Origin of the sequence: Planococcus sp. 107-1 (assembly GCF_021513255.1) — a bacterium.
GTDB lineage: Bacteria > Bacillota > Bacilli > Bacillales_A > Planococcaceae > Planococcus.
Genome location: NZ_CP090977.1, coordinates 3418169 through 3434993, shown reverse-complemented (window position 1 = coordinate 3434993; position 16825 = coordinate 3418169). Strand labels below are relative to the sequence as shown.

The following is a 16825-nucleotide window of genomic DNA, read 5'->3' as shown; positions in this document are numbered from 1 at the left end:
GACGAAAAAGGGTGCTAAAAGGTTTATTCATTATGAAATAGAATAGTTAGGCGATTCTTTTGTGATTTGAACATCATGTGGATGGCTTTCACGCAAGCCAGCGCCGGTCATACGGATAAACTGAGCTTCTTCGCGCAAAGTCTGCAAATCTTTTGTTCCGCAATATCCCATACCAGCACGAATGCCTCCCAATAATTGATGGATTGTATCAGATAAAGGCCCTTTATACGGCAGGCGCCCTTCAATACCTTCTGGAACTAATTTTTTAGCGTCATCTTGGAAATAACGGTCCTTTGAACCTTTTTCCATTGAAGCAATTGATCCCATTCCGCGGTAAGTCTTGAAACGGCGTCCTTGGAAAATTTCGGTTTCTCCAGGGCTTTCAGTGGTACCTGCAAGCAAGCTTCCTAGCATAACGACATGTCCGCCAGCAGCCAAGGCTTTGATAATATCACCAGAATACTTGATGCCGCCATCTGCGATAATCGCTTTTCCATGTTTGCGTGCTTCTGTTGCACAATCGTAAACAGCTGTGATTTGAGGAACACCCACACCCGCAACTACGCGTGTTGTACAAATCGAACCGGGTCCAATTCCTACTTTAACAACATCTGCGCCTGCTTCAATCAATGCTTTTGTGCCTTCTGCAGTCGCTACATTTCCTGCAACGATGGTTAAATCGGGATACACTTGACGAATTTGCTGCACCATATCAAGAACACCTTTTGAATGTCCATGTGCTGTGTCTAAAACAATTACGTCGACAGAAGCTTTCACTAATTGCTCAACGCGTTTCATCGTATCGGAAGTAACGCCAACAGCAGCTCCAACAATCAAGCGCCCATGGGTATCTTTAGCAGCGTTCGGGAATTCAATTACTTTCTCGATGTCTTTGATTGTGATTAAGCCTTTTAATACGCCATCATTGTCAACGATCGGCAATTTTTCGATTTTGTATTGCTGAAGGATTTTTTCCGCATCTTCTAGCGTAGTACCGACTGGAGCCGTAACTAATTTTTCCTTAGTCATCACTTCATCAATCTGCAATGAATAATCTTGGATAAAACGCAGATCGCGGTTTGTAATAATTCCAACTAATTTTTGTTCTTCTTCGTTATTTACAATCGGTACGCCTGAAATACGGTATTTCCCCATCAAATGTTCCGCATCAAATACTTGATGTGTTGGAGTTAAGAAGAAAGGATCGGTAATAACACCATTTTCAGAACGTTTTACAGTAGTTACTTGTTCCGCTTGTTCTTCGATGCTCATGTTTTTATGGATAATCCCTAAGCCGCCTTGACGTGCCATTGAAATAGCCATCTTCGCTTCTGTTACAGTATCCATGCCGGCACTGATGATAGGTATATTCAACTTTATCGTAGAAGTTAATTCCACCGATAAACTTACGTCTTTCGGCAATACTTCTGATCGAGCTGGTACAAGCAATACATCGTCGAACGTTAAACCTTCTTTTACAAATTTAGACTCCCACATTATGGACACGCCTCCTGCTTCCTTTTAAATATTATTGTAAGGTTATCAGCGCCGCTATGCAGTGTCAAGGAAACCTGAAGAAGAAAAAGTATTCGGACTTCTTGATGAAAGCATTTTTTGATTTTTTCTTTCATTTTTAAAGGGAAACTTTGCGAAGCATAGGATTAACTATCTTGCCTTCTTTATGGTCAGAAATTCAGTCGAATTCCATCTTCCCACTACGCTTAAAAGTTTCAACTTGATAAACTGCACTCATTTTCAATCGTCTTTTCAATTTCTTTTAGAGTATATCCAAAATTAATGAGTTACAAGAAATTTGAATTAACAACAAAAAAAGCCGTTACCGGCTACGGTAACGACTTTCCACGTGCCCAGCGACGTCCTACTCTCACAGGGGGAGACCCCCAACTACCATCGGCGCAAAAGAGCTTAACTTCCGTGTTCGGGATGGGAACGGGTGTGGCCTCTTTGCCATCATCACTGGACTATTTTTTTCAGAGTGACTTGTTCACTCAAAACTGGATATTCGACATGAAACAAATGCAACGCGCTCTTCAAAAAGCATTTTGGTTAAGTCCTCGATCGATTAGTATTCGTCAGCTGCACGTGTCGCCACGCTTCCACCTCGAACCTATCTACCTCATCGTCTTTGAGGGATCTTACTTGCTTGCGCAATGGGAAATCTCATCTTGAGGGGGGCTTCGTGCTTAGATGCTTTCAGCACTTATCCCGGCCACACATAGCTACCCAGCGATGCCCTTGGCAGAACAACTGGTACACCAGCGGTGTGTCCATCCCGGTCCTCTCGTACTAAGGACAGCTCCTCTCAAATTTCCTGCGCCCGCGACGGATAGGGACCGAACTGTCTCACGACGTTCTGAACCCAGCTCGCGTACCGCTTTAATGGGCGAACAGCCCAACCCTTGGGACCGACTACAGCCCCAGGATGCGATGAGCCGACATCGAGGTGCCAAACCTCCCCGTCGATGTGGACTCTTGGGGGAGATAAGCCTGTTATCCCCGGGGTAGCTTTTATCCGTTGAGCGATGGCCCTTCCATGCGGGACCACCGGATCACTAAGCCCGTCTTTCGACCCTGCTCGACCTGTACGTCTCGCAGTCAAGCTCCCTTGTGCCTTTACACTCTGCGAATGATTTCCAACCATTCTGAGGGAACCTTTGGGCGCCTCCGTTACTCTTTAGGAGGCGACCGCCCCAGTCAAACTGCCCGCCTGACACTGTCTCCCACCCCGATCAGGGGTGTGGGTTAGAATTTCAATACAACCAGGGTAGTATCCCACCGACGCCTCCTCCGAAGCTGGCGCTCCGGGCTCAAAGGCTCCTACCTATCCTGTACAAGTTGCACCAAAATTCAATATCAGGCTACAGTAAAGCTCCACGGGGTCTTTCCGTCCTGTCGCGGGTAACCTGCATCTTCACAGGTACTATAATTTCACCGAGTCTCTCGTTGAGACAGTGCCCAGATCGTTACGCCTTTCGTGCGGGTCGGAACTTACCCGACAAGGAATTTCGCTACCTTAGGACCGTTATAGTTACGGCCGCCGTTTACTGGGGCTTCAGTTCGCACCTTCGCTTGCGCTAAGCACTCCCCTTAACCTTCCAGCACCGGGCAGGCGTCAGCCCCTATACGTCACCTTACGGTTTTGCAGAGACCTGTGTTTTTGCTAAACAGTCGCCTGGGCCTATTCACTGCGGCTCTCTCGGGCTTTAACACCCTACCAGAGCACCCCTTCTCCCGAAGTTACGGGGTCATTTTGCCGAGTTCCTTAACGAGAGTTCACTCGCTCACCTTAGAATTCTCTTCTCGCCTACCTGTGTCGGTTTGCGGTACGGGCACCTCCCGCCTCGCTAGAGGCTTTTCTTGGCAGTGTGAAATCAGGGACTCGAGGGTAAACCCTCTTGCCGTCACAGCTTAACGTATCAGGAATGGGATTTGCCTCATTCCACGCCTCACTGCTTGGACGCGCACAACCAACGGCGCGCTCACCTTATCCTTCTGCGTCCCCCCATTGCTCAAACGGCGGGGAGGTGGTACAGGAATATCAACCTGTTGTCCATCGTCTACGCCTATCGGCCTCGACTTAGGTCCCGACTGACCCTGAGCGGACGAGCCTTCCTCAGGAAACCTTAGGCATTCGGTGGACGGGATTCTCACCCGTCTTTCGTTACTCATACCGGCATTCTCACTTCTAAGCGCTCCACCAGTCCTTCCGGTCTGACTTCAACGCCCTTAGAACGCTCTCCTACCACGGACCTCAGACGAGGTCCATCCACAGCTTCGGTAATCCGTTTAGCCCCGGTACATTTTCGGCGCAGTGTCACTCGACCAGTGAGCTATTACGCACTCTTTAAATGATGGCTGCTTCTAAGCCAACATCCTGGTTGTCTAAGCAACGCCACATCCTTTTCCACTTAACGGATATTTGGGGACCTTAGCTGGTGGTCTGGGCTGTTTCCCTCTTGACTACGGATCTTATCACTCGCAGTCTGACTCCCAATCATAAATCACTGGCATTCGGAGTTTGTCTGAATTCGGTAACCCGGGATGGGCCCCTAGTCCAAACAGTGCTCTACCTCCAGGATTCTAAACGATTGAGGCTAGCCCTAAAGCTATTTCGGAGAGAACCAGCTATCTCCAGGTTCGATTGGAATTTCTCCGCTACCCACACCTCGTCCCCGCACTTTTCAACGTGCGTGGGTTCGGGCCTCCAGTAAGTGTTACCTTACCTTCACCCTGGACATGGGTAGATCACCTGGTTTCGGGTCTACAACTGCATACTCATTCGCCCTATTCAGACTCGCTTTCGCTGCGGCTCCGCCTTCTCAGCTTAACCTTGCATGCAATCGTAACTCGCCGGTTCATTCTACAAAAGGCACGCCATCACCCATTAACGGGCTTTGACTACTTGTAGGCACACGGTTTCAGGATCTGTTTCACTCCCCTTCCGGGGTGCTTTTCACCTTTCCCTCACGGTACTGGTTCACTATCGGTCACTAGGGAGTATTTAGCCTTGGGAGATGGTCCTCCCGGATTCCGACGGAATTTCACGTGTTCCGCCGTACTCAGGATCCACTCGGGAGATCCGAACCTTTCAGCTACAGGGCTGTTACCTTGTCTCGCGGACCGTTCCAGGTCGCTTCGCTTAAATTCGGATTTTGTAACTCCACAATGAGTGTCCTACAACCCCAAGAGGCAAGCCTCTTGGTTTGGGCTGTTCCCGTTTCGCTCGCCGCTACTCAGGGAATCGCATTTGCTTTCTCTTCCTCCAGGTACTTAGATGTTTCAGTTCCCTGGGTCTGCCTTCTCATGTGCTATGTATTCACACATGGATACCGCCCCATTAAAGGCGGTGGGTTCCCCCATTCGGAAATCTCCGGATCATCGCTCACTTACAGCTCCCCGAAGCATATCGGTGTTAGTGCCGTCCTTCTTCGGCTCCTAGTGCCAAGGCATTCACCGTGCGCCCTTTCTAACTTAACCAAGTGGTTTGTTAAAAAGTGGATCCCAATTGGGATCGTGCTTGCATGAATTGCTTGTTTTCATTTGTTTCAATGTCGTTTTATCCAGTTTTCAAAGAACAAGTTTGAAGTCACAAAACAGGCTCACGCCTGAAGGGTGAACCTTCAAAACTGAACGCAAAACGTCAACACAAGATCTAAGATCTTGTTTCCGAATAAATCCTTAGAAAGGAGGTGATCCAGCCGCACCTTCCGATACGGCTACCTTGTTACGACTTCACCCCAATCATCTGTCCCACCTTCGGCGGCTGGCTCCACTAGGGTTACCCCACCGACTTCGGGTGTTACAAACTCTCGTGGTGTGACGGGCGGTGTGTACAAGGCCCGGGAACGTATTCACCGTGGCATGCTGATCCACGATTACTAGCGATTCCGGCTTCATGCAGGCGAGTTGCAGCCTGCAATCCGAACTGAGAACGGTTTTCTGGGATTGGCTCCCCCTCGCGGGTTGGCTGCCCTTTGTACCGTCCATTGTAGCACGTGTGTAGCCCAGGTCATAAGGGGCATGATGATTTGACGTCATCCCCACCTTCCTCCGGTTTGTCACCGGCAGTCACCTTAGAGTGCCCAACTGAATGCTGGCAACTAAGATCAAGGGTTGCGCTCGTTGCGGACTTAACCCAACATCTCACGACACGAGCTGACGACAACCATGCACCACCTGTCACCGCTGTCCCCGAAGGGAAAGCCTTGTCTCCAAGGCGGGCAGCGGGATGTCAAGACCTGGTAAGGTTCTTCGCGTTGCTTCGAATTAAACCACATGCTCCACCGCTTGTGCGGGCCCCCGTCAATTCCTTTGAGTTTCAGCCTTGCGGCCGTACTCCCCAGGCGGAGTGCTTAATGCGTTAGCTGCAGCACTAAGGGGCGGAAACCCCCTAACACTTAGCACTCATCGTTTACGGCGTGGACTACCAGGGTATCTAATCCTGTTTGCTCCCCACGCTTTCGCGCCTCAGCGTCAGTTACAGACCAGAAAGTCGCCTTCGCCACTGGTGTTCCTCCACATCTCTACGCATTTCACCGCTACACGTGGAATTCCACTTTCCTCTTCTGCACTCAAGTTCCCCAGTTTCCAATGACCCTCCACGGTTGAGCCGTGGGCTTTCACATCAGACTTAAGGAACCGCCTGCGCGCGCTTTACGCCCAATAATTCCGGACAACGCTTGCCACCTACGTATTACCGCGGCTGCTGGCACGTAGTTAGCCGTGGCTTTCTGGTGAGGTACCGTCAAGGTACCAATAGTTAGTTGGTACGTGTTCTTCCCTCACAACAGAGTTTTACGATCCGAAAACCTTCGTCACTCACGCGGCGTTGCTCCGTCAGACTTGCGTCCATTGCGGAAGATTCCCTACTGCTGCCTCCCGTAGGAGTCTGGGCCGTGTCTCAGTCCCAGTGTGGCCGGTCACCCTCTCAGGTCGGCTACGCATCGTGGCCTTGGTGGGCCGTTACCCCACCAACTAGCTAATGCGCCGCGGCCCATCCTGCAGTGACAGCCGAAACCGTCTTTCCGTGAAGCCTCAGGTGAGGCTTCAAACTATTCGGTATTAGCACCGGTTTCCCGGAGTTATCCCGATCTGCAGGGCAGGTTGCCCACGTGTTACTCACCCGTCCGCCGCTAAACGCTTGGAGCAAGCTCCAAGTGTTCCGCTCGACTTGCATGTATTAGGCACGCCGCCAGCGTTCGTCCTGAGCCAGGATCAAACTCTCCATTATAGAGTAGTATTGATTGCTCAATGCTGGCGCATCGCCGTCTCCGAAAAGACGCGCGATTCGCTTTGATCTGGCTAAGCCTGATCAGTAAGTTTGTGGCGCGGGACCCGAAGGTCCGTTGCCGTTATTGTTGACGTTTTGCTGTTCAGTTTTCAAGGTTCATGTTGTCACTGCTTTTTCTCAGCAACTTTATTAGTATAGCTCAATTCAATTTCGATGTCAACAGTTTTATAAAATTTATAATTCCGTTTCAATCAAGTTGTTTTGAGGACGCTTATTAATATACCAAGTAAACCAGCAATAGTCAATAGGTTTGAGAAAAAACTTCTGCAAAGAGTAAAATCTTTTTCTTCAAGGAAACTTCTTCTTTATAGAAGCAGCTCTATTAACAAGACTCAATGAACAAAGTGTTCGCCCACTCTTTATTCAAGGCCAACTGATGAACGCTTCTTTGGACTTCTTTATTACTTTGCAGCTACTAACAATTTGATAGGCAAGAAAAAATCCCACTGGCAATCCAGTGGGATAAAAATTACTCTTCGTCTTCTTCTATTACTTCTTCAACTTCGATATTTTCATCAGCAACTACATCGTCCGCTTCTGTATACACATCCGCTTCAGCGCTTTCTTCAATCAAAGTTGCTTCGATATTTTCATCCGGATTCTCGGATTCTTCCGGAAGATCGATATCTTTTTTCACTTTAGCAACGGTAGCGACGGTCTCGTCTTCAGACAAGCGAATCAACCGGACGCCTTGAGTGCTTCTGCCAGTAGTGGAGATATCGTTCACATCCATACGGATCAAAATGCCATTGATTGTAATAAGCATGATATCTTCTGTGCCATTCACAGTACGAACAGCAACCAATGGGCCGTTCTTATCGGTGATTTGGCAAGTTTTGATTCCCATGCCGCCTCTGGATTGAACACGGTACTCCGCTTCTTTCGTTTGTTTCCCGTATCCTTTTTCCGTAATGACAAGAATGTTATCGCCTGGCTCAAGAATCTCCATGCCAACTACATTATCGCCTTCGCGTAAACGGATACCCCGTACGCCGCTTGCAGTCCGTCCCATGCTGCGAATATCCGTTTCTGGGAATCGGATTAAGGCGCCGTCGCGTGTACCAATGACAATCTCTTTGGATCCGTCTGTCAATTTAACCGAGATCAACTCATCTTCTTCGCGCAAGCTGATGGCAATCAAACCGTTTTGACGGATGTTTGCGTAATTCGACACCGGCGTCCGTTTGCTCACTCCTTCACGTGTAGTAAAGAAGAAGAATGCATCTTCCTTAAATTCTTCTACTCGAATCACCGCTGTAACTTTCTCGTTCTTCTCGATTTCCAACAAGTTTACTAGAGGAAGGCCTTTAGCTGTCCGTCCGTATTCTGGAATGTGATATCCCTTCTTACGATAGACTTTCCCTTTATTGGTAAAGAATAAGATGGTGTCGTGTGTAGATGTATATAGAAGGTGTTCAACAAAGTCGTCTTCGTTGGTTCCCATTCCTTGTACGCCGCGGCCTCCGCGTTTCTGGCTGCGGTAGGTGTTCGCAGGCAAGCGTTTAATGTACCCATTGTGAGTCAACGTTAAAACAGAATCTTCACGAGGGATCAAATCTTCATCTTCAAACATTTCTGTTCCGCCTGAAGTGATTTCGGTTCTGCGTTTATCGCTGAAGCGCTCTTTCACTTCGAGCAATTCTTCACGGATGATTTCAAGGATGCGATGTTCATTCGCCAGGATTTCACGAAGCTCATCGATCAGTTTTACCAATCCTAGATATTCATCTTCAATTTTATCGCGCTCGAGTCCCGTTAAACGCTGCAAACGCATGTCTAAGATTGCTTGGGATTGGCGCTCAGATAAATTGAAATTGTTCATCAAGCCGTTGCGGGCTTCTTCGGTCGTTTGTGACCCACGGATCAATGCAATGATGGCATCGATATGGTCTAACGCAATGCGCAAACCTTCAAGGATATGTGCGCGGTCTTCCGCTTTCGTCAAATCAAATTGAGTTCTGCGGCGGATGACAACTTTCTGATGTTCTAAGTAATGATAAAGAACTTCTTTCAATCCAAGAACTTTCGGATGGCCATCGACAAGAGCCAGCATATTGATCCCGAAGCTTGTTTGCATCGCTGTTTGTTTGTACAAATTGTTCAATAGTACACTTGCACTTGCATCTCGGCGGACTTCGATGACAATACGCATTCCGTTGCGGTCAGATTCATCGCGCAAGTCCGTAATGCCGTCAATTTTCTTGTCACGCACAAGTTCCGCAATTTTTTCGATCAAGCGGGCTTTATTCACCTGGTAAGGAAGTTCGTTTACAATAATGACTTCTTTGCCGTTCGCTTTTGTTTCAATATCGATAACTGAACGGATCATGATCGAGCCGCGGCCTGTTTCATAAGCTCGGCGGATTCCGCTTCGCCCTAGAATAATCCCGCCAGTCGGGAAATCCGGACCTGGGATGAATTCCATCAGTTCTTCCGTTGTAATGGCTGGATTTTCAGCCAATGCCAACACGCCATCAATGGTTTCGCCCAAATGATGCGGCGGAATATTGGTAGCCATACCGACGGCAATCCCTGAAGTTCCGTTTACCAATAAATTCGGGAATCGGCTCGGCAAAACAATCGGTTCTTTTTCTTGGCCATCGTAGTTGTCGCGATAGTCAATCGTATTCTTATTCAAGTCACGCAATAATTCCATGGAAATTTTTGACATTTTAGATTCAGTGTAACGCATAGCTGCTGCTGCATCTCCGTCCACCGATCCAAAGTTTCCGTGGCCGTCTACCAGCATATAACGATAACTGAAATCCTGCGCCATCCGTACCATGGTTTCGTAAACAGCCGTATCCCCGTGAGGATGGTATTTACCAATAACGTCTCCGACGATACGTGCTGATTTTTTATAGGCTTTGTCTGACGTAATCCCTAAATCATGCATTGCATAAAGGATGCGGCGATGAACAGGTTTTAGCCCATCTCGCACATCCGGTAAAGCGCGGGAAACGATAACACTCATTGCATAATCCAAGAATGAGGTCCGCATTTCCGTGCTTATATTTATTTCTTCAACACCACTGCTAGGCCGTTCAGCCATATCCGCAGCCTCCTCTCAACTCTACATCACTTAAACGTCCAGGTTTTTAACGTATTTCGCGTTTTCTTCGATAAAGTTCCGGCGTGGTTCTACATCATCGCCCATTAGGATATGGAAAGTTTCATCTGCCACCATTGCATCCGTCAACGTAACTTGAAGCAATGTACGGACATCCGGATCCATTGTGGTATCCCATAGCTGGGTCGCGTTCATTTCCCCGAGTCCTTTATAGCGCTGAACATTCGGTTTCGGCGTGCTCGATAGATTCTCAAGCGCCGTCTTCAATTGGGCATCGGTATAAACGTATTCCACATGCTTGCCTTGCTTAATTTGGAATAAAGGCGGCTGCGCGATATAAATATAGCCAGCTTCAAGCAATGGCCGCATATAACGGAAGAAGAACGTCAGCAGCAACGTACGGATATGGGCACCATCGACATCGGCATCTGTCATGATGACGACTTTATGGTAGCGGGCTTTATCCAAATTGAACTCTTCCCCGATTCCTGTGCCAAGGGCTGTAATGATATTGCGGATTTCGGCATTTGTCAGGATTCTGTCCAAGCGTGCTTTTTCAACGTTAAGAATTTTTCCGCGCAGAGGCAAAATCGCTTGGAAATGACGGTCGCGTCCTGATTTTGCTGATCCGCCAGCCGAATCGCCCTCTACGATATAAATTTCACTGATTTTTGGATCGCGTGAAGAACAGTCAGCCAATTTACCTGGCAAGCTGGATACTTCAAGGACCGATTTGCGGCGCGTGAATTCACGTGCTTTTTTAGCTGCCATGCGGGCATGGGAAGCCATAATCCCTTTTTCCACAATTTTGCGTGAAACGGATGGGTTTTCCAAAAGGAATCGCTCGAAGCCAGCTGAGAACAAGTTATTGACGATTGTACTGACTTCCGTATTGCCAAGTTTTGTTTTCGTTTGCCCTTCGAACTGCGGATCTGGGTGCTTAACAGAAATGATTGCTGTCAGTCCTTCACGCACGTCATCTCCCGTTAGATTCGCATCCTGTTCTTTCAACATGCCATTTTTGCGGCCATAATCGTTGATCACACGCGTCAAAGCAGTTTTAAAACCGGATTCATGCGTTCCGCCTTCATGTGTATTGATGTTATTAGCAAATGAAAAGATATTTGCCGCGTATCCGGCATTATATTGCATCGCTACTTCAATAGAAATGCCGTCTTTTTCAGACTCCACAAAAATCGCTTCTTCATGAAGCGGATCTTTTGTTTTGTTCAGATGTTCGACGTACGATTTGATACCGCCTTCGAAATGATAGACCTTTTCTTTTTCTTCGCCTTCGCGCTCGTCCCGGATCACAATCCGTAAACCGCGATTCAAATAGGCAAGTTCGCGTAAACGATGATCCAGAATATCAAATTCATAGACAGTCGTTTCCTTAAAAATTTCTGCATCTGCTTTAAAGCGGATTGTTGTTCCAGTATGGTTAGATTCGCCGATTACTTTAAGTTCTTCCGTAACCGCTCCTCGTTCAAACTTTATATAATGCTTTTTTTGGTCAAGGTTGACATAAACCTCAGTAACTTCAGATAAAGCGTTGACGACTGAAGCCCCAACACCGTGAAGTCCGCCGGATACCTTGTATCCGCCGCCGCCGAATTTACCGCCGCGTGCAAGACCGTCATAATGACTTCTACTGCCGGACGGCCCATTTTTTCTTGCATACCGACAGGGATTCCGCGCCCATTGTCTTCTACACGGATCCAGTTGTCCTGCTCGATTGTTACTTGGATTTCGTCGCAATAGCCAGCCAGTGCTTCGTCTATACTATTGTCCACGATTTCCCAAACCAAATGGTGAAGCCCTTTTGAACTTGTCGAACCGATATACATTCCGGGTCTTTTGCGGACAGCTTCTAATCCTTCAAGAACTTGAATCTGATTTGCATCATAAGATTGTTTAAGTTCATTTTCTTCCATTGCCATTCCGTTCACCTGCTCTTCCCTACAACATTCTATTTCCAAATTGGCTTGCTATAAATTTGCTCGTTAAGATGCTTAACAATTGCTTGCGCCTTCAAAGGCGAACCATAGACGAATTCGTCGGTAACCACGTAAGACTTTACATGTTCTATCGGCACGAGCAGCCGCACAAAAGCAGCCGGCACGTAATTTTCATAATGGATGACAGCGATGATTTCCTTTATACGGATGCTTTGCTCTTTACTAATAGAAATGTAAATGAGCGTTCACTCCTTAACGGTCCCTTTCGATACTTCGAAAAGCAAGGCATTCTGGATCGTTTCATGATGGATGCCTTCCACACTGGTAGTGGTTACAAAAGTTTGGACCGACCCTTTGATGGTATTCAATAAATGGGACTGCCGATAATCATCGAGCTCCGATAACACATCATCCAATAAGAGGACAGGAGCCTCGCCGACTTCCTGTTTAATCAATTCGATTTCTGCAAGTTTCAACGACAACGCCGTTGTACGCTGTTGGCCTTGAGAACCGTAGGTCTGAACATCATAGCCATTTACAAAAAACTGCAATTCATCCCGGTGCGGACCGACAAGCGTGGAACCGCGTTCGATTTCGCGTTTCCGCAATTCTGCCAGTTTCTGCTCTAAAAAAGACGCCATTTCTTCAGGCGTCCATTCGGGCTTTAAACCGCTGATCGGTTGATAGCGGATTTGAAGTTGTTCCAACCAGGGGAAATGCCGTGATGGATCGGTTCTGCCCATTTTTGCAATAAATCCATGAACTGATACCTTTTTCGGATGATTTTAACGGCAGCTTCAATAAACTGCTCTGTATAGACGTCAAACATCACGTCATTGATTGATTGTTTGCCGTAATGCTGCTTCAAAATATGATTTCTTTGCTTTAAAAGCTTTTGATAAATCAATAGATCATGCAAATAGACAGGAGAAATCTGGCCAATTTCCATATCGATGAATCGCCGCCGTACTTGAGGGCTGCCTTTGACCAAATTAAGATCTTCAGGAGCAAACATGACCACATTCAACTGACCGATATAATCACTAAGCCGCCGCTGCTCTAAATGATTGACTTTCGCCTTTTTGCCTTTTTTTGACAAAGTTATTTCTAAAGGCAATTTACCGTATTTACGGTGCACATCAGCCTTTATTTTACCATATTCGGCGTCCCAGCGTATCAATTCTTTATCATTTGACGTACGGTGAGATTTAGCCATGGATAAAACATACAGCGATTCCATAATATTGGTTTTGCCTTGGGCGTTTTCACCGATGAATACGTTGATCTCCGGTGAAAACGACAAATCCAGGCTTTCATAGTTGCGGTAATTTAACAGTTCGAGACGGTCAATCCGCATCGAAGCTCATGCCTTCAGCAACAACGATACGAAACTCCCCAACCTCCGGAATTGCCACAGTATCTTCTGGACGAAGTTTCCGGCCTCTGCGATCCTCCGCTTCGCCATTCACAAACACTTCATGTTCACTTAAAAACCATTTCGCCATTCCACCCGAACTGATGGTATCGGTCATTTTCAATAATTGGCCTAATGTGATGTATTCTGTTTCAATTCCTATTTCCTTCAAAATGCACTCATCCTTCGATTCGTAGTCTATCCCTCTATTTTACCCTAAATAGGGTGAAAAGTAAAAAGGATAGCCTATATGGCTATCCTCGAGGGTGCTTTTCAATTTTAGTAGGTCCGGACAGGAAGAATCAGCTGCAAAATCGAGTCGTCTAATGCCGACTTCAAAATAAATGGACGCATCGCTCCTGTGAATTGGATCAGAACATCTTGTCCATCAATCGCTTTCAAGGCGTCCATCATAAATTTCGCACTAAATGAGATTTTCAACTCTTCCCCTTCAATGCTTTGCGCTTGAAGCTGCTCTTCTACTTTCCCAACTTCTGGTGAATTAGAAGAAACTTCCACTTCATTGCCAGCGTTGGTAGAGAAACGGACCACATTATTGCGTTCTTCGCGTGCCAATAAAGAAGCACGGTCAATCGCTTGCAATAATGAACGTCCATTTACGACAACTTCCGTTTTGTATTCAGAAGGAATCAGGCGTGAAGTATCTGGATAATTCCCTTCTAATAAACGTGAGAAAAATAAAATATGCTTGGATTTAAACAGGACTTGCTGGTTTGTCATAACGATTTCAACCGGTTCTGACGTATCATCAAGGATTTTGTTCAACTCATTTAAGCTCTTGCCGGGAATGACGACACTGTATTCGCCTTCTGGCAGAGTCTCCAATTTGGTTTTGCGGCGTGCTAAACGGTGGCTGTCAGTTGCTACACAAACCAATTCTCCGTCTTTTACCTCCCAATGGACACCAGTTAATACTGGGCGTGTTTCAGAACTTGAAACTGCAAAAACGGTTTCTCTGTTGATGGTTTTCAACAGATCTGCAGGAATTGAAAACAGACGGTCGTCTTGGATATCCGGCAATTGTGGATAATCCATCGCATCCAAGCCAATTAAATGGAATTCGGATTTACCAGAACGGATATGCGTTTGGAAATTTCCTGTAATCTCTACTTCTACTTCATTCGTTGGCAGTTTCCGGATGATTTCTCCGAATACCTTCGCTTGAAGAACAATGCTTCCTCCTTGAGAAACTCCAATGATCTGCTCGCCATCTTCTTCTGCTGGAATAAACGTTTGGATCGTGATGTCTGAATCACTTCCTGTCAAACGCATTCCTTCTGATGAGACATCCATTTTGATCCCTGTCAAAATCGGAATCGTTGTTTTTGAACTGACTGCTTTCATTACATCATTTAAACCTTCAACTAAACGTTCACGCTTTATCTCAAATTTCATTATGGAACCTCGCTTATATATATATTTTATTTAGATCTTTAAAGTAATAATAGTAGTAGGGGCTGTGAATATGTGGATAACCCTGAAATAGTGAATAAAAGCAGCTTATCCACATGTAGATAGAATGTGCATAAACTGCTTTGTAACTTATCGGGTTATCCACAAGCGAATCACCCTTTGCCTAGCGCGCTTCTGATATCTTTTACATCTTGCTGGAGCTGCTGATTGTCTTTCAGCATTGTTGAAATCTTTTCATGTGCATGAATCACCGTTGTGTGATCTCGTCCACCGAATTCTTCCCCGATTTTAGGCAGAGAAAAATCTGTCATTTCCCTTGATAAATACATGGCGACTTGACGTGGATAGGCAATATCTTTTGTCCGGCGCTTCGTTTTAAAATCTTCTAATTTCACATTGAACTGGCTGCCGACAGCGTTCTGGATGTCCAAAATCGTGATGACTTTCGGTTTCGAATTCGGCATGATGTCTTTTAATGCTTCAGCCGCAAGTTCAGCACTCATATCCCGGTTGATCAAGGAAGAGTAAGCGACTACGCGGATTAAAGCCCCTTCAAGTTCACGGATATTCGAGTCGATCGAATTAGCGATATACGTCATGACGTCGTTAGGAATGTCCAAACCGTCGGCTTTCGCTTTTTTGCGAAGAATCGCAATTCGCGTCTCCAGATCCGGAGGTGTGATATCTGTAATAAGTCCCCATTCAAAGCGGGATCTCAGGCGATCTTCCAAAGTTGGAATTTCTTTTGGAGGCCGGTCACTCGAGATGATGATTTGCTTCGATTCTTCGTGGAGCGTGTTGAAAGTATGGAAGAATTCTTCCTGTGTCTGCTCTTTGCCTGCCAAGAATTGAATATCATCGATCAATAGAATATCGACGCTCCGGTATTTATTGCGGAAATCGACGGTCTGGTTATCACGGATCGAGTTGATGAACTCATTCGTGAATTTTTCAGATGACAAATAAACCACTTTGGCATCCGGGTTGTGTTCGAGGACGTAATGTCCGATTGCATGCATTAGATGTGTCTTGCCTAGACCTACTCCCCCATAGATAAACAGCGGATTATACGCTTTCGCCGGCGCTTCGGCCACGGCGAGTGATGCAGCATGAGCAAAGCGGTTGCCGGATCCAATGACAAACGTATCGAATGTGTATTTTGGATTCAACATGCCAGGAAGAAATTCCTGATGCTCATTCTGACCGGGTTTAACGCGAGGTGCAGGAAGTTGAAAATCATCCATGTCTTGATCTTTGGGCACGACAAATTTTATCAGCAGATCGTCACCAGTAAGGTCTGATAATATTCCAGTAATTAAATGCACGTAATGGTTTTCCAACCAATCACGTGCAAACGAATTAGGCGCTGAAATTGTGACTGTCTCATTCTGATAAGATAAAAGTTTTGTCGATTTCAACCAAGTTTCAAAACTCGGTTTGGAGATTTTGGTTTCAACTTGGGCTAAGACACTTGACCATAATTCGTCTAAGTGTTCCAATAGCTCTTCTCCTTTATATGTAAAATATTTTTTAAGTATATCATACACAAAACCACAGCCTGTGGATAAAGTTTGCAAACAAGCTGTGAAATAACTGTCCACATCTTATGCACAGTTTGTGGATAAGTATTTTGTGAATAAAATTGTCAACAAGTGAAAACAAGTTAATGTTAACAAAAAAAATGAGACATTACAAGAAGTTCTTGAACTTATCCACATTTCTTTTCTTGTGCACACAGAAGCTATCCACATGGGGTTCCTATGTGAAGAAGTTGTAGATAAGGGGTGTGGATAAATATTTTTGAAGAAAATTTGCTGCACATGGAATTTTTCATTTTGGGAAGCGAATGTGGATAACTTCTATAGAGGGATCGGAAGGCTAATCATCCTCTTTTTTAATAAGACATTGACATTTCATACAAGAGGGCTTTATAATAGTCAAGACTGTCTTTGAGAAAAGAGTTACTTTTATTCAGGAGGTGTCACTACATGACATTACGCACATACCAACCAAATACACGTAAACACAGCAAAGTACACGGCTTCAGAGCACGTATGAGCACAAAAAACGGACGTAGAGTAATTGCTGCACGCCGTCGCAAAGGAAGAAAAGTACTATCAGCTTAAGTCCACTGACCG

Annotated in this window: 6 protein-coding genes, 3 rRNA genes and 2 pseudogenes; 1 reads left to right on the top strand and 10 read right to left on the bottom strand. The window is 46.1% G+C overall.

The annotated features are described in order from the left end of the window. Nucleotides 1–30 precede the first annotated feature (30 nt). The 10 genes and pseudogenes from guaB to dnaA all read right to left on the bottom strand — a co-directional run bounded on the left by guaB (nt 31) and on the right by dnaA (nt 16186). Nucleotides 31–1497 (bottom strand): IMP dehydrogenase, encoded by a 1467-nt coding sequence (gene guaB / locus L0M13_RS17860; protein WP_235197743.1) that lies wholly within the window; start codon nt 1495–1497, stop codon nt 31–33. Nucleotides 1498–1866: 369 nt separating this feature from the next. Next, nucleotides 1867–1982, bottom strand: a 5S ribosomal RNA gene (gene rrf / locus L0M13_RS17855). An 81-nt stretch (nt 1983–2063) separates the two neighbouring features. After that, nucleotides 2064–4998 (bottom strand): 23S ribosomal RNA (locus L0M13_RS17850). 205 nt (nt 4999–5203) lie between these two features. After that, nucleotides 5204–6751, bottom strand: a 16S ribosomal RNA gene (locus L0M13_RS17845). The 16S, 23S and 5S rRNA genes sit together here, the layout of an rRNA operon. A gap of 529 nt (nt 6752–7280) precedes the next feature. Then, nucleotides 7281–9863, bottom strand: a complete 2583-nt coding sequence (gene gyrA, locus L0M13_RS17840; RefSeq protein WP_235197742.1) for a DNA gyrase subunit A — start codon at nt 9861–9863, stop codon at nt 7281–7283. Between the two features lie 30 nt (nt 9864–9893). Further along, nucleotides 9894–11821 (bottom strand): annotated as a pseudogene (gene gyrB, locus L0M13_RS17835) (DNA topoisomerase (ATP-hydrolyzing) subunit B). A gap of 263 nt (nt 11822–12084) precedes the next feature. Continuing rightward, a pseudogene (gene recF / locus L0M13_RS17830) lies at nt 12085–13196 on the bottom strand (DNA replication/repair protein RecF). Further along, complete coding sequence (yaaA, locus tag L0M13_RS17825; RefSeq protein ID WP_052649554.1) at nt 13186–13425, bottom strand: S4 domain-containing protein YaaA; 240 nt, start codon at nt 13423–13425, stop codon at nt 13186–13188. The pseudogene recF and the gene yaaA overlap by 11 nt, the downstream one beginning before the upstream one ends. Before the next feature lie 107 nt (nt 13426–13532). After that, complete coding sequence (gene dnaN, locus L0M13_RS17820) at nt 13533–14669, bottom strand: DNA polymerase III subunit beta (protein WP_235197741.1); 1137 nt, start codon at nt 14667–14669, stop codon at nt 13533–13535. Nucleotides 14670–14839: 170 nt separating this feature from the next. After that, a complete protein-coding gene (gene dnaA / locus L0M13_RS17815; protein ID WP_235197740.1) occupies nt 14840–16186 on the bottom strand; it encodes a chromosomal replication initiator protein DnaA in 1347 nt (448 codons plus the stop codon). 489 nt (nt 16187–16675) lie between these two features. Between dnaA and rpmH the strand changes: the two genes are divergently transcribed. Then, on the top strand, nt 16676–16813 hold the full coding sequence (gene rpmH, locus L0M13_RS17810; RefSeq protein ID WP_006830546.1) for a 50S ribosomal protein L34: 138 nt from the start codon (nt 16676–16678) through the stop codon (nt 16811–16813). Nucleotides 16814–16825: the final 12 nt, after the last annotated feature.

Excerpts from the sequence above, each read along its gene's own strand:
- rpmH (WP_006830546.1), top strand. The coding sequence starts at position 16,676 with ATGACATTACGCACATACCAACCAAATACACGTAAACACAGCAAAGTA.
- dnaN (WP_235197741.1), bottom strand. The coding sequence starts at position 14,669 with ATGAAATTTGAGATAAAGCGTGAACGTTTAGTTGAAGGTTTAAATGAT.
- gyrA (WP_235197742.1), bottom strand. The coding sequence starts at position 9,863 with ATGGCTGAACGGCCTAGCAGTGGTGTTGAAGAAATAAATATAAGCACG.
- guaB (WP_235197743.1), bottom strand. The coding sequence starts at position 1,497 with ATGTGGGAGTCTAAATTTGTAAAAGAAGGTTTAACGTTCGACGATGTA.